Annotated in this window: 14 protein-coding genes; 9 read left to right on the top strand and 5 right to left on the bottom strand. The window is 74.5% G+C overall.

Annotated elements, in window-relative coordinates:
* The first annotated feature begins 54 nt into the window (after nucleotides 1-54).
* Nucleotides 55-1,992 carry a SpoIIE family protein phosphatase gene (locus tag OHA34_RS28045; protein WP_285938454.1) on the top strand — a complete coding sequence of 646 codons (1,938 nt, stop codon included), beginning with the start codon at nucleotides 55-57 and terminating at the stop codon, nucleotides 1,990-1,992.
* Between the two features lie 107 nt (nucleotides 1,993-2,099).
* On the opposite strand, the gene proS is transcribed toward OHA34_RS28045, so the two are convergent.
* Complete coding sequence (gene proS, locus OHA34_RS28040; protein ID WP_285938455.1) at nucleotides 2,100-3,548, bottom strand: proline--tRNA ligase; 1,449 nt, start codon at nucleotides 3,546-3,548, stop codon at nucleotides 2,100-2,102.
* 72 nt (nucleotides 3,549-3,620) lie between these two features.
* On the opposite strand from proS, the gene OHA34_RS28035 reads away from it, so the two are divergent.
* Nucleotides 3,621-5,339, top strand: coding sequence for a proline--tRNA ligase (locus tag OHA34_RS28035; protein WP_329519390.1), 1,719 nt, complete (start codon nucleotides 3,621-3,623; stop codon nucleotides 5,337-5,339).
* A gap of 22 nt (nucleotides 5,340-5,361) precedes the next feature.
* Here the strand turns inward: OHA34_RS28035 and OHA34_RS28030 are convergent, their stop codons facing one another.
* Nucleotides 5,362-7,374: a hypothetical protein gene (locus OHA34_RS28030; RefSeq protein ID WP_329519389.1), complete on the bottom strand. Its 2,013-nt coding sequence runs from the start codon at nucleotides 7,372-7,374 to the stop codon at nucleotides 5,362-5,364.
* A gap of 111 nt (nucleotides 7,375-7,485) precedes the next feature.
* Here OHA34_RS28030 and OHA34_RS28025 point away from each other — a divergent pair, with 111 nt between their 5' ends.
* Nucleotides 7,486-9,129: an ABC-F family ATP-binding cassette domain-containing protein gene (locus OHA34_RS28025; protein ID WP_285938458.1), complete on the top strand. Its 1,644-nt coding sequence runs from the start codon at nucleotides 7,486-7,488 to the stop codon at nucleotides 9,127-9,129.
* A 22-nt stretch (nucleotides 9,130-9,151) separates the two neighbouring features.
* Here the strand turns inward: OHA34_RS28025 and OHA34_RS38590 are convergent, their stop codons facing one another.
* Nucleotides 9,152-9,814 carry a DUF3761 domain-containing protein gene (locus OHA34_RS38590; RefSeq protein ID WP_432763020.1) on the bottom strand — a complete coding sequence of 221 codons (663 nt, stop codon included), beginning with the start codon at nucleotides 9,812-9,814 and terminating at the stop codon, nucleotides 9,152-9,154.
* Between OHA34_RS38590 and OHA34_RS28020 the strand changes: the two genes are divergently transcribed.
* From OHA34_RS28020 to OHA34_RS27995, 6 genes are read left to right on the top strand one after another with little or no spacing between them, the layout of a single operon-like run.
* The gene (locus OHA34_RS28020; protein WP_285938460.1) at nucleotides 9,780-10,748 is read left to right on the top strand and encodes an NAD-dependent epimerase/dehydratase family protein; all 969 of its coding nucleotides are present in this window, start codon (nucleotides 9,780-9,782) and stop codon (nucleotides 10,746-10,748) included. The genes OHA34_RS38590 and OHA34_RS28020 overlap by 35 nt on opposite strands.
* A complete protein-coding gene (locus OHA34_RS28015; protein ID WP_329519388.1) occupies nucleotides 10,745-11,968 on the top strand; it encodes a glycosyltransferase family 4 protein in 1,224 nt (407 codons plus the stop codon). The genes OHA34_RS28020 and OHA34_RS28015 overlap by 4 nt, the downstream gene beginning before the upstream one ends.
* Nucleotides 11,969-11,990: 22 nt before the next feature.
* Nucleotides 11,991-12,722: a hypothetical protein gene (locus OHA34_RS28010; protein WP_285938462.1), complete on the top strand. Its 732-nt coding sequence runs from the start codon at nucleotides 11,991-11,993 to the stop codon at nucleotides 12,720-12,722.
* Nucleotides 12,719-13,075 (top strand): hypothetical protein, encoded by a 357-nt coding sequence (locus OHA34_RS28005; RefSeq protein WP_329519387.1) that lies wholly within the window; start codon nucleotides 12,719-12,721, stop codon nucleotides 13,073-13,075. Before OHA34_RS28010 ends, OHA34_RS28005 begins: the two co-directional genes overlap by 4 nt.
* Nucleotides 13,075-14,199, top strand: a complete 1,125-nt coding sequence (locus OHA34_RS28000) for a glycosyltransferase family 4 protein (RefSeq protein ID WP_329519386.1) — start codon at nucleotides 13,075-13,077, stop codon at nucleotides 14,197-14,199. The genes OHA34_RS28005 and OHA34_RS28000 overlap by 1 nt, the downstream gene beginning before the upstream one ends.
* A complete protein-coding gene (locus OHA34_RS27995; protein WP_329519385.1) occupies nucleotides 14,196-15,110 on the top strand; it encodes a hypothetical protein in 915 nt (304 codons plus the stop codon). The genes OHA34_RS28000 and OHA34_RS27995 overlap by 4 nt, the downstream gene beginning before the upstream one ends.
* Here the strand turns inward: OHA34_RS27995 and OHA34_RS27990 are convergent.
* Together OHA34_RS27990 and OHA34_RS27985 are read right to left on the bottom strand one after the other, a co-directional pair.
* Entirely contained in the window at nucleotides 15,090-16,004 is a 915-nt protein-coding gene (locus OHA34_RS27990) for a VanW family protein (RefSeq protein WP_329519384.1), read from the bottom strand. The genes OHA34_RS27995 and OHA34_RS27990 overlap by 21 nt on opposite strands.
* 202 nt (nucleotides 16,005-16,206) lie before the next feature.
* Nucleotides 16,207-16,428 (bottom strand): DUF6158 family protein, encoded by a 222-nt coding sequence (locus OHA34_RS27985; RefSeq protein WP_329519383.1) that lies wholly within the window; start codon nucleotides 16,426-16,428, stop codon nucleotides 16,207-16,209.
* Nucleotides 16,429-16,529: the final 101 nt, after the last annotated feature.

The raw sequence follows: 16,529 nt of genomic DNA, 5'->3' as shown, positions 1-16,529 counted from the left end.
CGGGCGCCACCGGGTCTGGTCTCACCCGTGCCCCCCGGACCACAGGGAGTCTGGATGCCCGATCAGCCGGATCAGCTTGAACCCGAGACCGTCATGCGGGAGATCGCCGACCTGGAGGGCAGGATCGGCGAGCTGCGCCAGGCGGCCGGGATGCCCGATCCCGACTTGCGGGCGACCCTGGACGCGGCGCTGGTCGAGCTGGAGCTCACCCTGACGGCGCTGCGCACCATGGGCAACGACCACACCGCCTCGGCGGGCCTGTCGGCGACGGCCGAGTCCGAGCGGCGGGTGCTGCGCACCGTCTTCCAGGACGCGCCCGTCCCGCTGTTCCTGCTCGACCGCGACGCCGGCGTGCGGCGGGTCAACAAGCAGGCCGCGGCGCTGCTCGGCACCTCCCCCGGGTACGTGTCGGGCAAGCAGTTCACCGCGTTCTGCGACCTGGCGACGCGGGCGGCGCTCCGGTCCCAGCTCGCCGCGGTCGTCCGGACCGGGCGGCGGCGCCGCGCGCAGGTCCGGTTCCTCGGCCGCGACCACCCGATCGACGCGGTGGTGACGCTGGCGCGGGTGTGGATCCGCGGCGAGCCCGACCCGATGGTCGTCGCCGCGGCCGGGTCCACCGACACCCCGACCGAGGAGCCACCGGCCCGGCGCGGCGACGCGCCGTCCCCGGGCGACGACGAGGCGGTGGCGACGATCGTGCACCGGATGGACGTGCTCGCGACCGCCAGCGAGCTGCTGCTCGACGAGCCGGTGCTGAACGAGACCGTGGCGATGCGGCGCTGCGCCCGGCTGCTGGCCGCCGAGCTGGCCGACTGGGCGTTCATCGACCTGGCCCCGGGCCCGGCCCCGCTCGGGCAGCCCGTCCAGCCGGGCGGGACCGGTCCCGCCGCGCTGCGCCGGCAGGTGGTGATCGGCCCCGAGGGCGAGCACGCGCACGAGGCGGCCCGGACGCTGGAGGACCTGGTCTCGGACCGGGACACGCTGCCGTACACCGTCTACGCGAGCCGGCAGAGCGCGCTGCGCCCGCACGTCGAGGACCTCGACCTGCTCGGCCGGTTCCCGGACGGGCAGCCGGTACTGGCGCGGATCGGCGCGACGTCGGTGCTGTGCGTCCCGGTGGAGGACGGCGACCGCTGCATCGGCGCGATCACCCTGGCCGGGAGCGGCGAGCAGGGCCCGTTCGACCTGACCGACCTCGCGGTCGTCCAACGGCTGGGCCGGTACCTGGCGCTGGTCATCCGGGCGTCCCGGCTCTACCGGCGGCGCGCCGAGGTCGCCGACACGCTCCAGGCCAGCCTGCTGCCCAAGGAGCTGCCGTCGATCCCCGGGCTCGCGCTGGCCGCGCGGTACATGACCGCGACGCACGGCGCCGAGGTCGGCGGCGACTTCTACGACGTGTTCCGCACCCGGGACGGATGGGGGCTGGTGCTCGGCGACGTGTGCGGCAAGGGCGAGGACGCCGCCGCGGTCACCGCCACCGCCCGGCACTGCGTGCGGCTGGCCTCGCGCTGGAAGTCGCGTCCCCGCGAGGTGCTGGGCATGGTCAACGAGACGCTGCTGGACGAGGACCGCTTCGTCACCGCCGTGCTGGCCGGGCTGGAGCCGGACGCCGACGGGATCACGGTCTCGCTCGGCACCGCGGGGCACCCGCCGGCGATCGTGGTCCGCGCCGACGGGGTGATCCGCACCGCGTCCCGCGGCGGCGTCCCGCTCGGGCTCTTCGACGACTTCGAGGCCGGGCACGACACGCTCGCCCTCAGTGTCGGCGACACGCTGTTCCTGCACTCGGACGGGGTGCTGGACGCCTGCGACATGGCACGGCACCAGTTCGGGCAGGAGCGGCTACTGGAGTCGCTGGCGGCGCACGCCGGCGACTCGGTGGAGGACATGCTCGGCGCGGTCGAGCGGACGCTGCTGGAGTTCTGCGACGGCGACCTGCGCGACGACGTGTCGATGCTCGCGCTGCGCGTGCTGCCCAAGTCGCTCACCTGACGCCCGTTCACGCGGCCACGGCCACGGCCGCCGGCACCGGTGACGGTGGTGGCGGCCGGGGCGGAGACGTGCCCAGGTGGAGACGTGCTCCAGTCGCGGGACGTGCTCTAGTACGCCTTGCCGAAGATGACGCGCTTGCCGTAGGCGGACGGCTCGCCGCACTTCACGCAGGCGCCAGTCTCCTCGGGCGCCTCGGCCGGGATGACGCGCGGGGTGGCCGCGGTGTCGGCCTTGATCTCGTCTTCGCAGTCGGTCCGGCCGCAGTGGAACGAGCGGGCCCAGCCGGTGCCGACCTGCTCGGCGAACGCCTCCCAGGTGTCCGCCGTCGCCGTGTGCTCCTCGCGGAACGTCTCGGCGCGGGCCAGCAGGAACGACTGGAAGTCGGCGAGGATGCCGGGCAGCAGCTCGGGCACCTTCTCCAGCGGGATCTGCTCCTTGCCCTGCCCCTCGGCGGTCGGCAGCCGCCGGACCAGGGTGGCGACGCCGGCCTCGATGTCGCGCTTGCCGAGCTCGATGCGGACCGGGACGCCGCGCATCTCCCACTCGTTGAACTTGAAGCCCGGGGAGAGCTGCGGCCGGTTGTCGTCGACGTGCACCCGGATGCCCATCGACTTGATCGCCGCGCCGAGCTTGCGCGCCTCGGCGGCGGCCTGCTCGCCCTGCTCCTTGCGCCCGATCGGAACGATCACCACCTGGTGCGGGGCCATCCGCGGCGGCAGCACCAGGCCCTTGTCGTCGCCGTGCGTCATGATGACGGCGCCGATCATGCGGGTGGTCATGCCCCAGGAGGTGGTGTGGGCGAGGGTGAGCTCGCCGCCCTCGTCCTGGTACTTGATCTCGAACGCCTTGGCGAAGTTGGTGCCGAGGTAGTGCGAGGTGCCGCACTGGAGGGCGCGGCCGTCGCGCATCATGCCCTCGATCGTGTACGTGCGGACCGCGCCGGCGAACCGCTCGCCGGGGGTCTTCTCGCCCGCCACCACCGGGATCGCGGCCAGGTCGCGGGACACCGCCGCGTAGGCGTCCAGCGCCCAGCGCGTCTCGCGCATCGCGTCGTCCTCGCCGGCGTGGGCGGTGTGGCCCTCCTGCCAGAGGAACTCGGTGGTGCGCAGGAACATCCGGGGCCGCATCTCCCAGCGGACCACGTTGGTCCACTGGTTGAGCAGCAGCGGCAGGTCGCGGTGCGAGTCGATCCACTTGGCCATGTACTCGCCGATGACGGTCTCGGAGGTGGGCCGCACGACCAGCGGCTCCTCCAGCTCCTTGCCGCCCGCGATGGTCACCACGGCCAGCTCCGGGGAGAACCCCTCGACGTGCTCGGCCTCGCGCTTGAAGTAGGACTCCGGGATGAACATCGGGAAGGACACGTTGTCGTGCCCGGCATCCTTGATCCGCCGGTCCAGGTCGGCCTGGAGCAGCTCCCACACGCGGTAGCCGTACGGTCGGATGACCATCGTGCCGCGCACCGGGCCACGGTCGACGAGCTGCGCCCTGACGACCAGCTCGTTGTACCAGGCGGAGAAATCCTCGCTCTGCGGCGTCACACCTTCTCGACTCACGTTGACGAGGGTACTAACAGCGACACCCCGGTCAGCACCGGTTCATCGTTCCGGCCGGTGTAAGGTCCGCCAATGCGCTGGTCCCAGATGTTCGTGCCCACCCTGCGTGACGATCCGGCCGAGGCCGACGCCGCCAGCCACCGGCTGCTGCTGCGCGCGGGATACATCCGCCAGCTCACGGCGGGCCACTACTCGATGCTGCCGCTGGCGGTACGGGTCCGGGCGAAGGTGATCGGCATCGTCCGCGCGGAGATGGACGCGATCGGCGCGCAGGAGATGCTGCTCCCCGAGATGCACCCGGCCGAGCCGTGGCGGAGGTCGGGCCGCTGGGACCAGATGGGCCAGGAGATGTTCCGGCTGCGGGACCGGCGGGGCGCCGACATGGCGCTCGGCATGACCCACGAGGAGATCTTCGCGACGGTCGCGCAGGAGCTCGGCTCGTACAAGCGGCTGCCGCAGCAGTGGTACCAGTTCCAGACCAAGTTCCGCGACGAGCCGCGTCCCAAGGGCGGGCTCATGCGCACGCGCGAGTTCACGATGAAGGACGCCTACAGCTTCGACATCGACCAGGCGGGCCTGGACGCCTCGTTCCAGACCTACCACGGCGCCTACACGCGGATCTTCGAGCGGCTCGGGCTGCCGGCCCTGGCGGTCGACGCGTCCAGCGGCATGATGGGCGGGACCGGGTCGACCGAGTTCATGTGCCCCGCGGAGATCGGCGAGGACCTCGTCGTGCACTCCCCCGCCTGCGGATACGCGGCCAACATCGAGCGCGCCACGTCCCGGCTGGCCGAGGCCGAGGCCGCGGGCGAGGCCGCGGGCGAGGCCGGGCCAGCCGCGCCCGAGCCGTTCGGCACGCCCGGGGTGCGGACCATCGAGGACCTCGCCACCGGGTACGCGGCGCCGGCCGACCGGCAGATCAAGACCCTGGTGTACGTCCTGGACGGCGCGCTCACCCTGATCCTGCTGCGCGGCGACCATCCGCTGAACGAGCAGAAGCTGGTCGACGCGACCGGCGCCGCGGACCCGCGGGCCGCGACGGCCGAGGAGATCCGCGACGCGCTCGGCGCGCTGCCGGGCAGCCTCGGCGCGGTCGGCGTCACCGCGCTCCCGGTGATCGCCGACGAGGCGCTGCGGGGCCGCCGGTCGATGTTCACCGGCGCCAACGTCGACGGGACGCACCTGCGCGGCGTGGACGTCGAACGCGACATCGCCGTCGGGACCTGGGCCGACCTGCGCGAGGTCGCGGCCGGGGAGCCGTGCGTGCGCTGCGGCGAGCCCCTCCAGGTCGAGCGGGCGATCGAGGTCGGGCACATCTTCAAGCTCGGCGACAAGTACGCGCGGGCGCTCGGCGCCGAGGTGCTCGACCCGGACGGCAAGCTCGTCCCGCTGGTGATGGGCAGCTACGGCATCGGGATCGAGCGGGCGATGGCGACGATCGTGGAGATCCACCACGACGAGCGCGGGATCGTGTGGCCGGTCGCGGTCGCGCCGTTCCACGTGGCGGTCGTGCTCGCCCAGTCCGACGACGGGGCGGTCACGGCCGCGGGCGAGGAGATCTACGCCGCACTCGGCGCCGCGGGCGTCGAGGTGATCATCGACGACCGGGCCGAGCGGGCCGGGGTGAAGTTCCGCGACGTGGAGCTGACCGGCATCCCGTACCGCGTCACGGTCGGACGGCGCGGGCTGGCGGACGGCGTCGCGGAGGTCACCGCCCGGTCCACCGGGGAGACCGTCAAGATCGCGCTCGACGAGGTCGTCCCGCACGTGCGGGGCCTGCTCGGGCTGTAGCCGGGCCCAGGCGGCGCCGGGGTCACCGGATGGGGTCGACGTGGCGGCTCGCCAGGCTGTCGGAGACGAGTTCGGCGAGACGGACCTCGTAGGGCGGGAACGCGCGGGCCTCGCCGTCCTCCTCCTGGTCGCCTGCCTGGTCGCCGTGCTCGCGCCGGATCGCGGTGAGCGCGGGCCCGACCTCGGGGGCGGCGGCGAGCGCCTCGGCGGGCATCCCGGCGAGCACGTCGAGCAGGATGGTGTAGTCCCAGGCGTCCTCGTCACCCGGGTCGGCCTCGGCACGCCGTCGGATCTCAGCGGCGATCACGTCGGCGGTCTCCGGGAGGCCGATCGCCCGGAGGGTGAGCTTCGCCTGGTGGCGGGTGTCGCGGTAGATCTCCTCGTCCTCCAGCACGTCCAGCAGGGTCGGCGTGACCGGTGCCGCGGCCGGGCCGACCCAGGCGAGGGCGCTCATCAGGTCGTACTTGGTCGACTCGTCGCGGAACCAGTGTCCTGTGTCGTCCTGCGCCGGGAAAGGGAAAGCGCGCAGGGCGTCGTGCAGGGCGGGCACCACCGCGGCGCCTCGTTCGGCCAAGGCCGCCGTGGTCAGCCGGCTGAGGAAATTGCCGAGGGCGGGGAGGCTCGCTATGAGCGCCTCCGTCGTCGGCGCGGTCTCGCCGGTGAAGTGGGCCAGCAGCCTTCCACCTCCTTCGGGACCGTGCCGGTTGAACATCTGGCTGAGTCTCATGGTGGCCGTGTCCCTCTCGACCTCCGCCAGGGCGATCGCGGCCGTCTCCCTGATGTGCCGCTCCTCGGCGACGACGACCAGTTCGCTGAGAGCGTCGACCGCCCGCGTCCGCAGCGACTGGTCGACGAGCCCTTCCACGCCGCCCGGCGTCCCCAGTACGCGCGCCGCGCGGGCGGCGGCCCGGGCGTCGGAGCGGTGGCCGCGGACGTCGTCGATGAGCGTCTCCGCGTCCAGGGCCTCGGTGGGCCCGGACGAGCTGCCGGTGCGCAGCGGGACGAGCGCGCCCTCCAGGAGGTGCACCTGGCCGCCGGCGCCGCCGATGAGCCAGTGCCGTCCGTCCGGCGTTCCGGTGGCGGCAGTGAGCGCCCACGGGTCCTCGTGGCCGTGCGGCACGGCGGGACGGTACCGGGGCGCGGGGGCGAAACGGGCGACGGGTCCGCGGCCGTGCAGGCGCCACAGCGCGGCCGTCCCGTCCTCGGACGCGGAGAGCACCAGGTCGGTGCGCGGGGCGAGGGCCAGGGCCCGGATCCGTCCGGTGTGCGCGCGGGCGATGCGTCCCAAGCGATGCCCGGTGCACGCGTCCCACCAGGTCAGCGAGCCGTCCCGATCGCCGAGGACCACCAGCGGCGCGTCCGGGTGCGCCGCGATCGCCGTCGGCCGCCCGTCCGGGACGAACGAGGCGACGGGCGCGCCGGTCTCGGCGTCGAGGACGGCCACGCGGCCGTGGCGCGGCGACACCACCAGCCGTCCCCGGTCGCAGCAGCGCATCAGCCGCTGGCCGGACGGCTCCCGCTCCCGGAACGTCCACACCTGTTCGGGGTCGGACCACCGGTCGAGCGGCGGCATCCGCCACGCCCCGACCTCGCCGTCGTCGCCGCCCGTGATGATCAGGCCCGTCCCGGAGAGCGCCAGCGCGTCGAGTCTGCCGAACCACTGGAACCGGCCGTGCTGGGAGCCGTCCAGGCTCCACCAGCGCAGGTCGCCGTCCTGCGCGACCATGACGGACCGCCCGCCGTGCCCGAGGACCGGCGACCGCGAGCCGGGCTCGTGGCTGATCCGCCGCCCTTCGAGGCCGTCGCCGCGCAGCGTCCAGCGAGCGGCACCGCCACCGGTGGTGATCAGGCTCGTCCCGGCGAGGACGGCACCGGCGACCGGCTCGTCGCCGAAGCCGCCGACAGACGCGTGGAGCCGTCCCCCGGGCGGGTCCCAGAACCGGACCTCCCCGGACCGCGAGCCGGTCGCGCCGAGCCGTCCGTCCGGGGAGATCGCCACCGCCGTGACGGGATCGCCATGATCGTCAGAACGCATGCGCAGAGTGAAGCAGCCGTATCCTCGGTTGTCGCCTGAAAATGCGTTTGACGGGGTCGGCGGGCCTTCTGGAGACTCGAAGGCCGGACGGCGGTCGGCAAGGAGGAACCGGTGGGGCACGTTGAGGCGGGGCACGTCAGCCATACGCTCCCTGACGGGCGGGTGCTGCTCGACGACGTCTCGTTCCGCGTGGGCGAGGGGGTCACCGCCGCGCTGGTGGGCCCGAACGGCGCCGGGAAGACCACCCTCCTGCGCCTGGTCGCCGGTGATCTCACCCCGCAGGACGGCACGGTCGCGCACAGCGGCGGGCTCGGCGTGATGCGGCAGTTCGTCGGGAACGTGCGGGACGCCTCGTCCGTCCACGACCTGCTCCTGACCACCGCTGCGCCCCAGGTGCGGGAGGCCGCGGCCGTCCTGGACGCCGCCGAGCTGGCCATGATGGAGCGCGACGACGAGCCGGCCCAGATGCGGTACGCCAACGCGCTCACCGGGTGGGGCGACGCGGGCGGCTACGACGCCGAGGTGCTGTGGGACGCGTGCTGCGTGGCGGCGCTCGGCGTCCCCTACGACAAGTGCCGCTACCGCGACGCCGGGACGCTGTCGGGCGGCGAGCAGAAGCGGCTCGTCCTGGAGGCGCTGCTCCGCGGCCCCGACGAGGTCCTGCTGCTCGACGAGCCCGACAACTACCTCGACGTGCCCGGCAAGCTGTGGCTGGAGGAGCGGCTCCGCGAGACGTCCAAGACCGTCCTGCTGGTCTCGCACGACCGCGAGCTGCTCGACCGGGCCGCCGACCGCATCGTCACGGTCGAGGCGGGCCGGGCGTGGATCCACGGCGGCCGGTTCGCCACCTACGCCGAGGCCCGCCAGGACCGCAACGAGCGGCTGGAGGAGCTGCGCCGCCGCTGGGACGAGGAGCACGCCAAACTCAGGCAGCTCGTCATGATGCTCAAGAACAAGGCCACCTTCAACGACGGGCTGGCCTCCCGCTACCAGGCGGCGCAGACCCGGCTGCGCAAGTTCGAGGAGGCGGGGCCGCCGGAGGTCCCGCCGCGCGACCAGAGCATCAAGATGCGGCTGCGCGGCGGCCGGACGGGCAAGCGCGCGGTGGTCTGCGAGGGGCTGGAGCTCACCGGCCTGATGAGGCCGTTCGACACCGAGGTCTGGTACGGCGAGCGCGTCGCGGTGCTCGGCTCCAACGGCTCGGGCAAGTCGCACTTCCTGCGCCTGCTGGCCGGCGTCGCCGAGACCCTCCCGCGCGGCGCGACCCCGGTCGAGCCGGTCGCGCACACCGGCGTGGGCCGCCTGGGCGCGCGCGTCGTCCCGGGCCTGTTCGCGCAGACCCACGCCCGTCCCGACCTGGCCGGACGGACGCCGTGCGAGATCGTGATGACCGAGCACGCACGGCTCCAGAACGCCGCGATGAACGCCCTGGCCCGCTACGAGCTCCAGCTCTGCGCCGAGCAGCCCTTCGAGACCCTGTCGGGCGGCCAGCAGGCCCGGTTGCAGATCCTCCTGCTGGAGCTGGGCGGCGCCACCCTCCTCCTCCTGGACGAGCCCACCGACAACCTCGACCTGGCCAGCGCCGAGGCCCTCCAGGAGGGGCTGGAGTACTACGAGGGCACCGTCCTGGCGGTGACACACGACCGCTGGTTCGCCCGCTCCTTCGACCGCTTCCTGGTCTTCGGCGCCGACGGCTCGGTCTACGAGTCCCCCGACCCCGTCTGGGACGAGACCCGCGTCACCCGCCCCCGCTGACCGCTTCGGGTCGCGCCGTCGGTCAGGACGGGACGGAGCGGAGCCAGCGGGCTACGCCGCCGTGGTGGCTGCACGTTCCTCGGCGGTGCGCCGAATAGGAGATGTTGCCGTCACGGCAGACCGCCGTCGCGCCGGCCGGGTAAGCGGGCTTCACCTTCTTGGGCGTCCTGGGCCGCGCTCTTGGGCGGCTCGGTTTCGGGGTCGGCCGGGTACGGGTCCGCGTCGGCGCCGGCCTCACGCGGGTGGGTGCGGGGGTGGCGGTCGGCGTGGACTCCGTCGGGGTCGGCGATTCGGCCGGGGGCTCCGTGGACGGGATGGACGACTCGGCCACGGGTTCGGAGGTCGGCGCCGCCGTCGGGGTGCCGGCACCGCATCCGGCCGCGGACAGCACGGTCGCCAGTGCGGCGACGAGTAGGGCGAGACGCTTGGGCAAGGGGGCCTCCCAGAATGTCGATGCACCGGGAAGACGCCGCGTCGCCTCCGGCGGATGGCGGCGGACCCGGTTGCGGCCAGTGGGGGACGCCGCTCTCCGGAAGGCGGTAGACGCGCGGTCGCCCGATCGGGCCCGGCGGTTGCCCCGGCGTCCGGCATCGGTCAGGCACCGACCCCCTGACCTGCCCGTTTTAGGTGATTTTGGGTAAGGTGCTCTGGTGCGCGTAGTGGTGACGGGGGCGGCCGGGTTCATCGGGGGGCAGGTGACCGATGCGCTCTCGCACGCCGGGCACGAGGTCCTCGCGGTCGACGCGCCGGGACGGGCACTGTGCCCGGACGCGGCGCGGCCGGGCTGGGCCCGGCTGGCCGGACGGCCCGGCGTCACCCGGATCGAGGCCGATCTGGCGCTGGACGATCTGGCCGGGCTGGTCGAGGCCGACGCGATCGTCCACCTGGCGGGACGTCCCGGCGTCCGCAGCTCGTGGGGGGCAGGGCGGGCCCTGGCCGAGCGCGACAACGTGACGGCGACGCGGCGCCTTCTGGAAGCGTGTGCCGGACGGCCCGCGCGGCTGCGGCCACGCGTGGTGGTCGCGTCCAGTTCCTCTGTGTACGGGTCCGCGGGGCTCCGTCCCAACCGGGAGGACGACGCGCTGGACCCCGCGAGCCCCTACGCGGTCAGCAAGGTCGAGGTGGAGCGGCTCACCCGGCAGGCCGCGCGGGACGGGCTGCGCACGGTGCTGCTGCGCTACTTCTCGGTGTACGGGCCCCGGCAGCGGCCCGACATGGCCTTCCACCGGTTCGTGGAGGCGGTGCTGGACGGGCGTCCGCTGCCGGTGTTCGGCGACGGGCGGCGGTCCCGGTCGTTCACGCACGTCGGGGACGTGGCGGCGGCGACCCTCGCGGCGGTCGCGGCGGAGCTGCCGCCCGGGATCGCGATCAACGTCGGGCATCCCGAGCCGGTGCGGGTGCGGGCGGCGATCGAACTGCTGACCGGCGTGCTGGGCGTCCCGGCGGAGATCCGCAGCGAGACGCCGGTCGCCGGGGACGCGACGCGGACCTGGGCCGATCCGGGACGGGCCGCGCGGCTCCTCGGCTGGACGGCGCAGACCGCACTGGCGGGCGGCCTCGCCGACCAGATCTCCTGGCACCGGGGACTGCGCGTCCACGAGGAGGTGCGGGCCGGATGAGGCCGCCGTTCCGGCACCGCGCCGCGTACGCGGCGTTCGACCGGTTCCCGTCGAGCAAGGGGTCGGCGGTGCACATCGCGCAGATGGCCGACGAGCTGTTCGACCGGTTCGGCGGCGGGCTGCTGGGCGTGCTCGGCGGCGGGCTGCCGCGCTACCAGTGGGAGGGCGGCCGGGAGATCGCCCGGTTCGACGCGCGGATCCCCAACCTGATCGACCGGGCCGAGGCGTTCTCGGGCTGGCTCGCCGGGCACCTGGCGCCGCACCTGGACACGCTGGAGGTCTGCCACGTCCGCGACCCGTGGAGCGCCCTGCCCGTGGTCACCGCGGAGGGGCGGCGGCACCGGGTGGTGTACGAGGTGAACGGGCTGCCGTCGATCGAGATGAGCCACACCTGGCCGTGGGCCGCGCCCGCGACGCTGGCGAAGATCCGCGAGCTGGAGCGGTTCTGCCTGGAGCGCAGCGACGCCGTGGTGGTGCCGTCCGCGGTGATCGGCGACGCGGTCCGGAGGCTGGGCGTGCCGGCCGGGCGGGTCCACCTGGTGCCGAACGGCGCGGATGTCGTCCCGCGGCCGGCCCGCCCGGCGGACGCGCCGGGCCGCTACCTGATCTACGTCGGCGCCTTCCAGCCCTGGCAGGGCCTGGACGTGCTGCTGCGCGCGTTCGCGCGGCTGGCCGACCTGGACGATCTGCGCCTGGTGATCTGCGCGTCGGTGCCGGAGCGGCGGGCCAAGCCGGTGCGGCGGATGGCCGAGCGGCTCGGCGTCGCCGAGCGGGTCGACTGGCGGTTCACGCTGCCGCATCACGAGGTCGCGGCGTGGCTGGCGCACGCGGAGGCGTCGGTGGCGCCGCTCACCGGCTGCGCCCGGAACCTGGACCAGGGCTGCGCGCCACTGAAGGTGATCGAGTCGATGGCGGCGGGCGTGCCGGTCGTCGCCTCGGACCTGCCGGTGGTGCGCGAGCTGATGGCGGGCGGCGAGCACGGACGGCTCGTCCCGGCCGACCGTCCGGCCGAGCTGGCCCGCGCCGTCCGGATCCTGCTGGAGTACCCGGACGAGGCCGCGGCCATGGGCGGACGGGCCCGGCGCCGCGTCCAGGACGGGCTGACCTGGACGCACTCGCGCGCCCGGCTCGCCGAGGTCTACCGTACGGTCGCGCCATCGCGGCCGGCGCCCACGCCGGAGGGCCGTCCCGCCGAAGACCACATGCCCGACCCGACCTGACCGATTGATGGTGTTCCGTCCAATGTTCTGGCGCAAGCAACGTGCGGCCATCGAAGGATTCCACCCCCTGCACCAATCGCTGATCTGGCATCGGAGCTTCTCGGTGTCGATGCGGCCGGCGGAGTGGGACGCGCTGATCCGGGGGCTGGCCCGGCACGAGTCGGTGGTGCGGCGCCGCAGGTGGCGGCTCCCCGCGCGCACCCGCACGGCGCTGGTGCCGCTGGTGCGGGTGCTGACCGAGGACATGCGCCCCGACGGCGTGCTGTCGGTCGCGCTGGACCTGCGCGGGCCGAAATTCCCGGAGAAGACGGGGCCCAGGCACGAGATGCCCGTCCAGCGGCCGGTGACGTCGATGAAGCAGTGGTTCGTCGTCGATCCCTGGCTGCGGCTGCGGGCCGAGCTGCGCGACGGCAGCGTGCTGGAGCTGGCGGTCACCGACCGGATCAGGTACCGCCGGATCCGCAAGCGCAACCCCCGCGGCAAGATCAAGGTCAAGTACAAGACCAAGAAGGTGCTGCGCGTGGACGCCACCCGCCGGTTGGCGAAGGCCGCCGCGGTGCGGCGGCCCGCGAGCCCGCCCCCGGGCTGGATCGTGGTCCGGGTCAAGGACGGCCCCCGGCCGGTGATCCGCGCGACCGCGAAGATCCCGGCCGCCGCCGACGAGCGCGCGCTGGTCGAGCCGATCCTGACCGTGTCGACCGAGCTGTTCCGGTGGACACCGCCCGGAACCGGCGCGCAGAGGAGGACCGCGTGACCCGCTGCACCGTGACCACGGGCTTCTTCGTGCTGGGCCGCTGCGGACGGCCGTCCGTCGCGGCGTGCCCGCAGTGCGCCCGTCCCGTCTGCGACGAGCACGCGGCCGGACCCAACGGGCTCTGCCCCGAGTGCGCCGCCGCGCAGGGGTACGGGTCGCACGACGCGCACGACCCGGGATGGGCCGGGGGCTACCGGCGCCACTTCTACCAGAGCACCTCGTCCACCTATCAGGACCGCGCCTGGTACTCCTCGTTCGACTCCTACGACCGGGGCGCGTTCGAGCGGGGCGGCGACCACTCCTTCGCCGAGGGCGACTTCGACGACGACGACACCGGTTTCGTGGACAGCTGATGGCGCGGATCCTGTGGATCACCGAGCACTACCCGCCGGGCAAGGGCGGGATGGCCGAGTCCTGCGACCGCATCGTGCGCGGGCTGCGCGCGGCCGGGGCCGAGGTCGACGTCGCCCACCTGACCCGGCGGGCCCGGCCGTGGAAGGTCGAGCGCGAGCACGGCGGCCGGCTGCTGACCGCACCCCTGGAGGACGATCCCGAGCACGCGCTGCGCCGGCTGTGGACCGCGCTGACCGCCGAGAACGCCGCGTACACCCACGTGGTCGCGTTCGGCGGCACGCACTCGATGCTCGCCGCGCCCGTCCTGGCGGCGCTGCTGGAGGCGCCGCTGGTCACGCTGCTGCGCGGCAACGACATCGACGTCGGCGCGTTCTCGATGCGGCGCCGGGGCGTGCTGGCCGACGCGCTGCGCGCCTCCGCCCGGGTGTGCGTGGTCGCCCGCTCGCACGCGCCGCTGGTCAAGGCGCTAGCGCCGGACGCCGCGGTGACGTTCGTGGCCAACAGCGTCGACACCGCGCAGTGGCGCGTCCTGCCGTCCGAGCGGGAGCGGGGCGAGCGGTGGCGGGCCGCGAACGTCGCGGCGGGGCGCCGCACGATCGGGATCATCGGGCAGCTCAAGAGCAAGAAGGGCGTGGGGTTCCTGCTCGGCGCGCTGCACGCGTCCGGCCACGCCGGGGCGTTCCACCTGCTGCTCGTCGGCGAGGTCGAGGAGGCCGTGACCGGCTGGCTGGACGACCGGGCCGGCGAGGTGCCGCACTCGTTCCTGCCGTTCCTCGAACGGTACGACCTGCCGGCCGTGTACGCCTCGTGCGACCTGGTCGCGCTGCCCTCGTTCTACGACGGGATGCCCAACGTGGCACTGGAGGCGGCGGCGCTCGGCGTCCCGCTGCTGGCCTCGGACGCCGGGGGCCTCGCGGACGTGGCGGGCGACGGGATCGGGTTCGCCTTCCCCGCGGGCGACGCGCACGCCTGCCGCGCCGCGATCGACCGCGCCGCGCGGGCGGACGGCGCCGAGCTCGCCCGGCTCGGCGCGGCGGGCGCGGCACGGGTCCGCGACCGGTTCACCCCGGCCGCCGAGACCGCCGGCTACCTGGCGGTCCTCGCGGAGGCGGCCGGTCGTTGATCGCCTGCTACGCGAGCGGCGGCGGGCTCGGCCACCTCACCCGGCTCCGCGCGTATCTGCACACCACCGGCCCGCACGAAGGGGCCACCCCGGTCACCGTCCTGACCCCGTCGCCGTTCGCGGCCGACCCCCGGGTGGCGGGCGGCTGGACGGTGCGCCGCGCGCCCGCCGGGCTGGACCGCGCCGGCCTGACCCGCTGGACGGCCGCGACGCTGGCGGAGACGGCACCGCGCGAGCTGATCATCGACGCGTTCCCGGCCGGGCTGCGCGGCGAGCTCACGGCCGGCTCCGTGCCGCCTGGGACGACCGTGACGCACCTGGCCCGGCTGCTGCGCTGGGACGCGTACTCGCGCCTCCTCCCCGCCGCCCCGCCGCGCCTGGACCGCACCCTCGTCCTCGAACCGCTGGCGGCGGAGCACGCCGCGTATCTGCGCGCGGCGTCCGGCTCGGTCACCGTCCTGGACGACCTCACCGACCCGCCCCCGGACGCCCCGGACGGCGCCGCGGACGCCCCGGACGGCGGGCCGGGCGGCTGGCTGATCGTGCACGCCGGGCCGGACGCCGAGATCCTCGAACTCGCCGCCTACGCGCAGGACATGGCGGCGCTGGAAGGCGTCCGTCCGCGGCTGACACTGGTCGCCCCGCGCCGTCCCGCCGGGCTGCCCGGCGGGATCGCGCACCTGGACCGCTACCCGGCCTGGCCGCTCGCCGCGCGCGCCGAGCGGATCGTCACCGCGGCCGGGTTCAACGCCGTCCGGCAGTTCGCGCCGTGGCGGGACCGGCACCGGATGCTCCCGTTCCCGCGCAGCCTGGACGACCAGTTCCGCCGCGCCGCGCGGGCGCGGTCACTGGACGGCGCGCTCAGCGGGGCGCGGGCGGAGGCGCGGGCGTCAGGCGCAGGTGACCTCTAGCTGGGGTTCGTACTCGGTGTGGAACCGCTGCCGCCTGATCTCGCGGCCCCCCAGCACCAGCACGCGCCACACGTCGATCTGGAAGCCCTGCCCGCCCCGCATCGGGACGCAGGCGTGGCCGCGGTCGGCCTCCGACCCGTACGCGGTCAGGCCGTAGCGCCGCGACGACCGGGAGCGGACCTCGTAGCGCCGCGTCCCCCAGAGCGCGACGGTGAGCGCCGTGCCGGTGAACTCGGTCGTGACCATCACCGGCCGGCCGGTGTCGTTGCGCCAGGTGAAGTCGAGGTCGGGGAACGCCACCGCCGCCTCCCGGCCCTGCGGGTACTCGGGCATCCACAGGGTGTGCGCGCGGGCGTCGCGGATGTCGAGGCCGGCGTCGAAGACCGCGTTGAACAGCGTGGTGGAGACCTGGCAGATGCCGCCGCCCACGTCGTCCACCAGCCGCCGGCCGATGATCGTCGGGGCCGGCACGTAGCCGCGCCGCTTGGTCCGCGCCCCGATGGCGCGGTTGAACGAGAACGTGCTGCCCGGCGAGGCGACCTGCCCGTTCAGGGCCCGCGCGGCGAGCTCGATGTTGCGCACCCGCGGCTCGCCCGCGGTGTAGCGGGTGGTGTAGGCGCTGATCCGGCCGGTGATGCCGAGGGCCCGCATCTGCGGCGTGACCGCCGCGGCGGCGCCGCCCGCCCGCCGCGCGTCGAACCGCGGCTCGGTCCGCCGCTCGGCCGCCGCCGCCCCGGTCTCGCGCGGCACCATCAGGTACGCCCCGAGCAGGACGGCCGTCACACCGAGGGATCCGACCACGAACGGCCACCAGCGGCGCGCGCACTCGACCAGTCCGGGCTGGCCGTCGCGGCGGTCGTACCGAGCGCACTGGGCTGGACGGCCTCGCCCCACGGACCACACCCCCAAGATCGGCCATCGCTCCCGGCGGGCGCGGTGCGGTCCCGTCTGGCTCGGGGACCCGCGCGTCCGGGACTGCGAAGCCGATCCTTACAGGGGTGGGGGGCCGGGCGCAGAGGATTGACGCCCGGCTTTACCTAAAGTGAGGACTTCATTGACCTTCGCATGCCCGTCGCAAGGGTACGGCCATGCCGGATCAGCGGGCGCGGGCGCCCTCCCTCAGCCGCGCGGGGTCGATCTCGCGGCCCGGCCGGCGGCGCAGGTACTCGGCCTCGAGCTGGTTCATCCGCCGCGTGTGCTCGGCGTACGCCTGATCGGCGGCGTGCCGCAGGGCGTCGAGCCTGGTGTCGTACAGGCTCCCCAGCTCGCGGAGCAGATCCTCGTCACTGAGCACGCCCGGATCGTTCCCTGCCGTCATGTCTCACACCCTCCAGCCGCGGTCGGCCGGTCTCTTACCCGCTGCCCGGCGGACGAATCGCGGGGGGACTTGCGGCCAGACCGTCCACCTACCTAGCGTTT

This window comes from Spirillospora sp. NBC_01491 (assembly GCF_036227065.1).
GTDB classification, from domain to species: domain Bacteria; phylum Actinomycetota; class Actinomycetes; order Streptosporangiales; family Streptosporangiaceae; genus Spirillospora; species Spirillospora xylanilytica.
This window is presented reverse-complemented; position numbering and strand designations above follow the sequence as displayed.

What these genes read in the sequence shown, in the direction of transcription:
- OHA34_RS27985 (WP_329519383.1), bottom strand. Translation starts at nt 16,428, where the DNA reads ATGACGGCAGGGAACGATCCGGGCGTGCTCAGTGACGAGGATCTGCTC.
- OHA34_RS28045 (WP_285938454.1), top strand. Translation starts at nt 55, where the DNA reads ATGCCCGATCAGCCGGATCAGCTTGAACCCGAGACCGTCATGCGGGAG.
- OHA34_RS28000 (WP_329519386.1), top strand. Translation starts at nt 13,075, where the DNA reads ATGGCGCGGATCCTGTGGATCACCGAGCACTACCCGCCGGGCAAGGGC.
- OHA34_RS28035 (WP_329519390.1), top strand. Translation starts at nt 3,621, where the DNA reads ATGCGCTGGTCCCAGATGTTCGTGCCCACCCTGCGTGACGATCCGGCC.
- OHA34_RS28010 (WP_285938462.1), top strand. Translation starts at nt 11,991, where the DNA reads ATGTTCTGGCGCAAGCAACGTGCGGCCATCGAAGGATTCCACCCCCTG.
- OHA34_RS28030 (WP_329519389.1), bottom strand. Translation starts at nt 7,374, where the DNA reads ATGCGTTCTGACGATCATGGCGATCCCGTCACGGCGGTGGCGATCTCC.
- OHA34_RS38590 (WP_432763020.1), bottom strand. Translation starts at nt 9,814, where the DNA reads ATGAACCCGGCCGCCCCCGTCACCACTACGCGCACCAGAGCACCTTAC.
- OHA34_RS28015 (WP_329519388.1), top strand. Translation starts at nt 10,745, where the DNA reads ATGAGGCCGCCGTTCCGGCACCGCGCCGCGTACGCGGCGTTCGACCGG.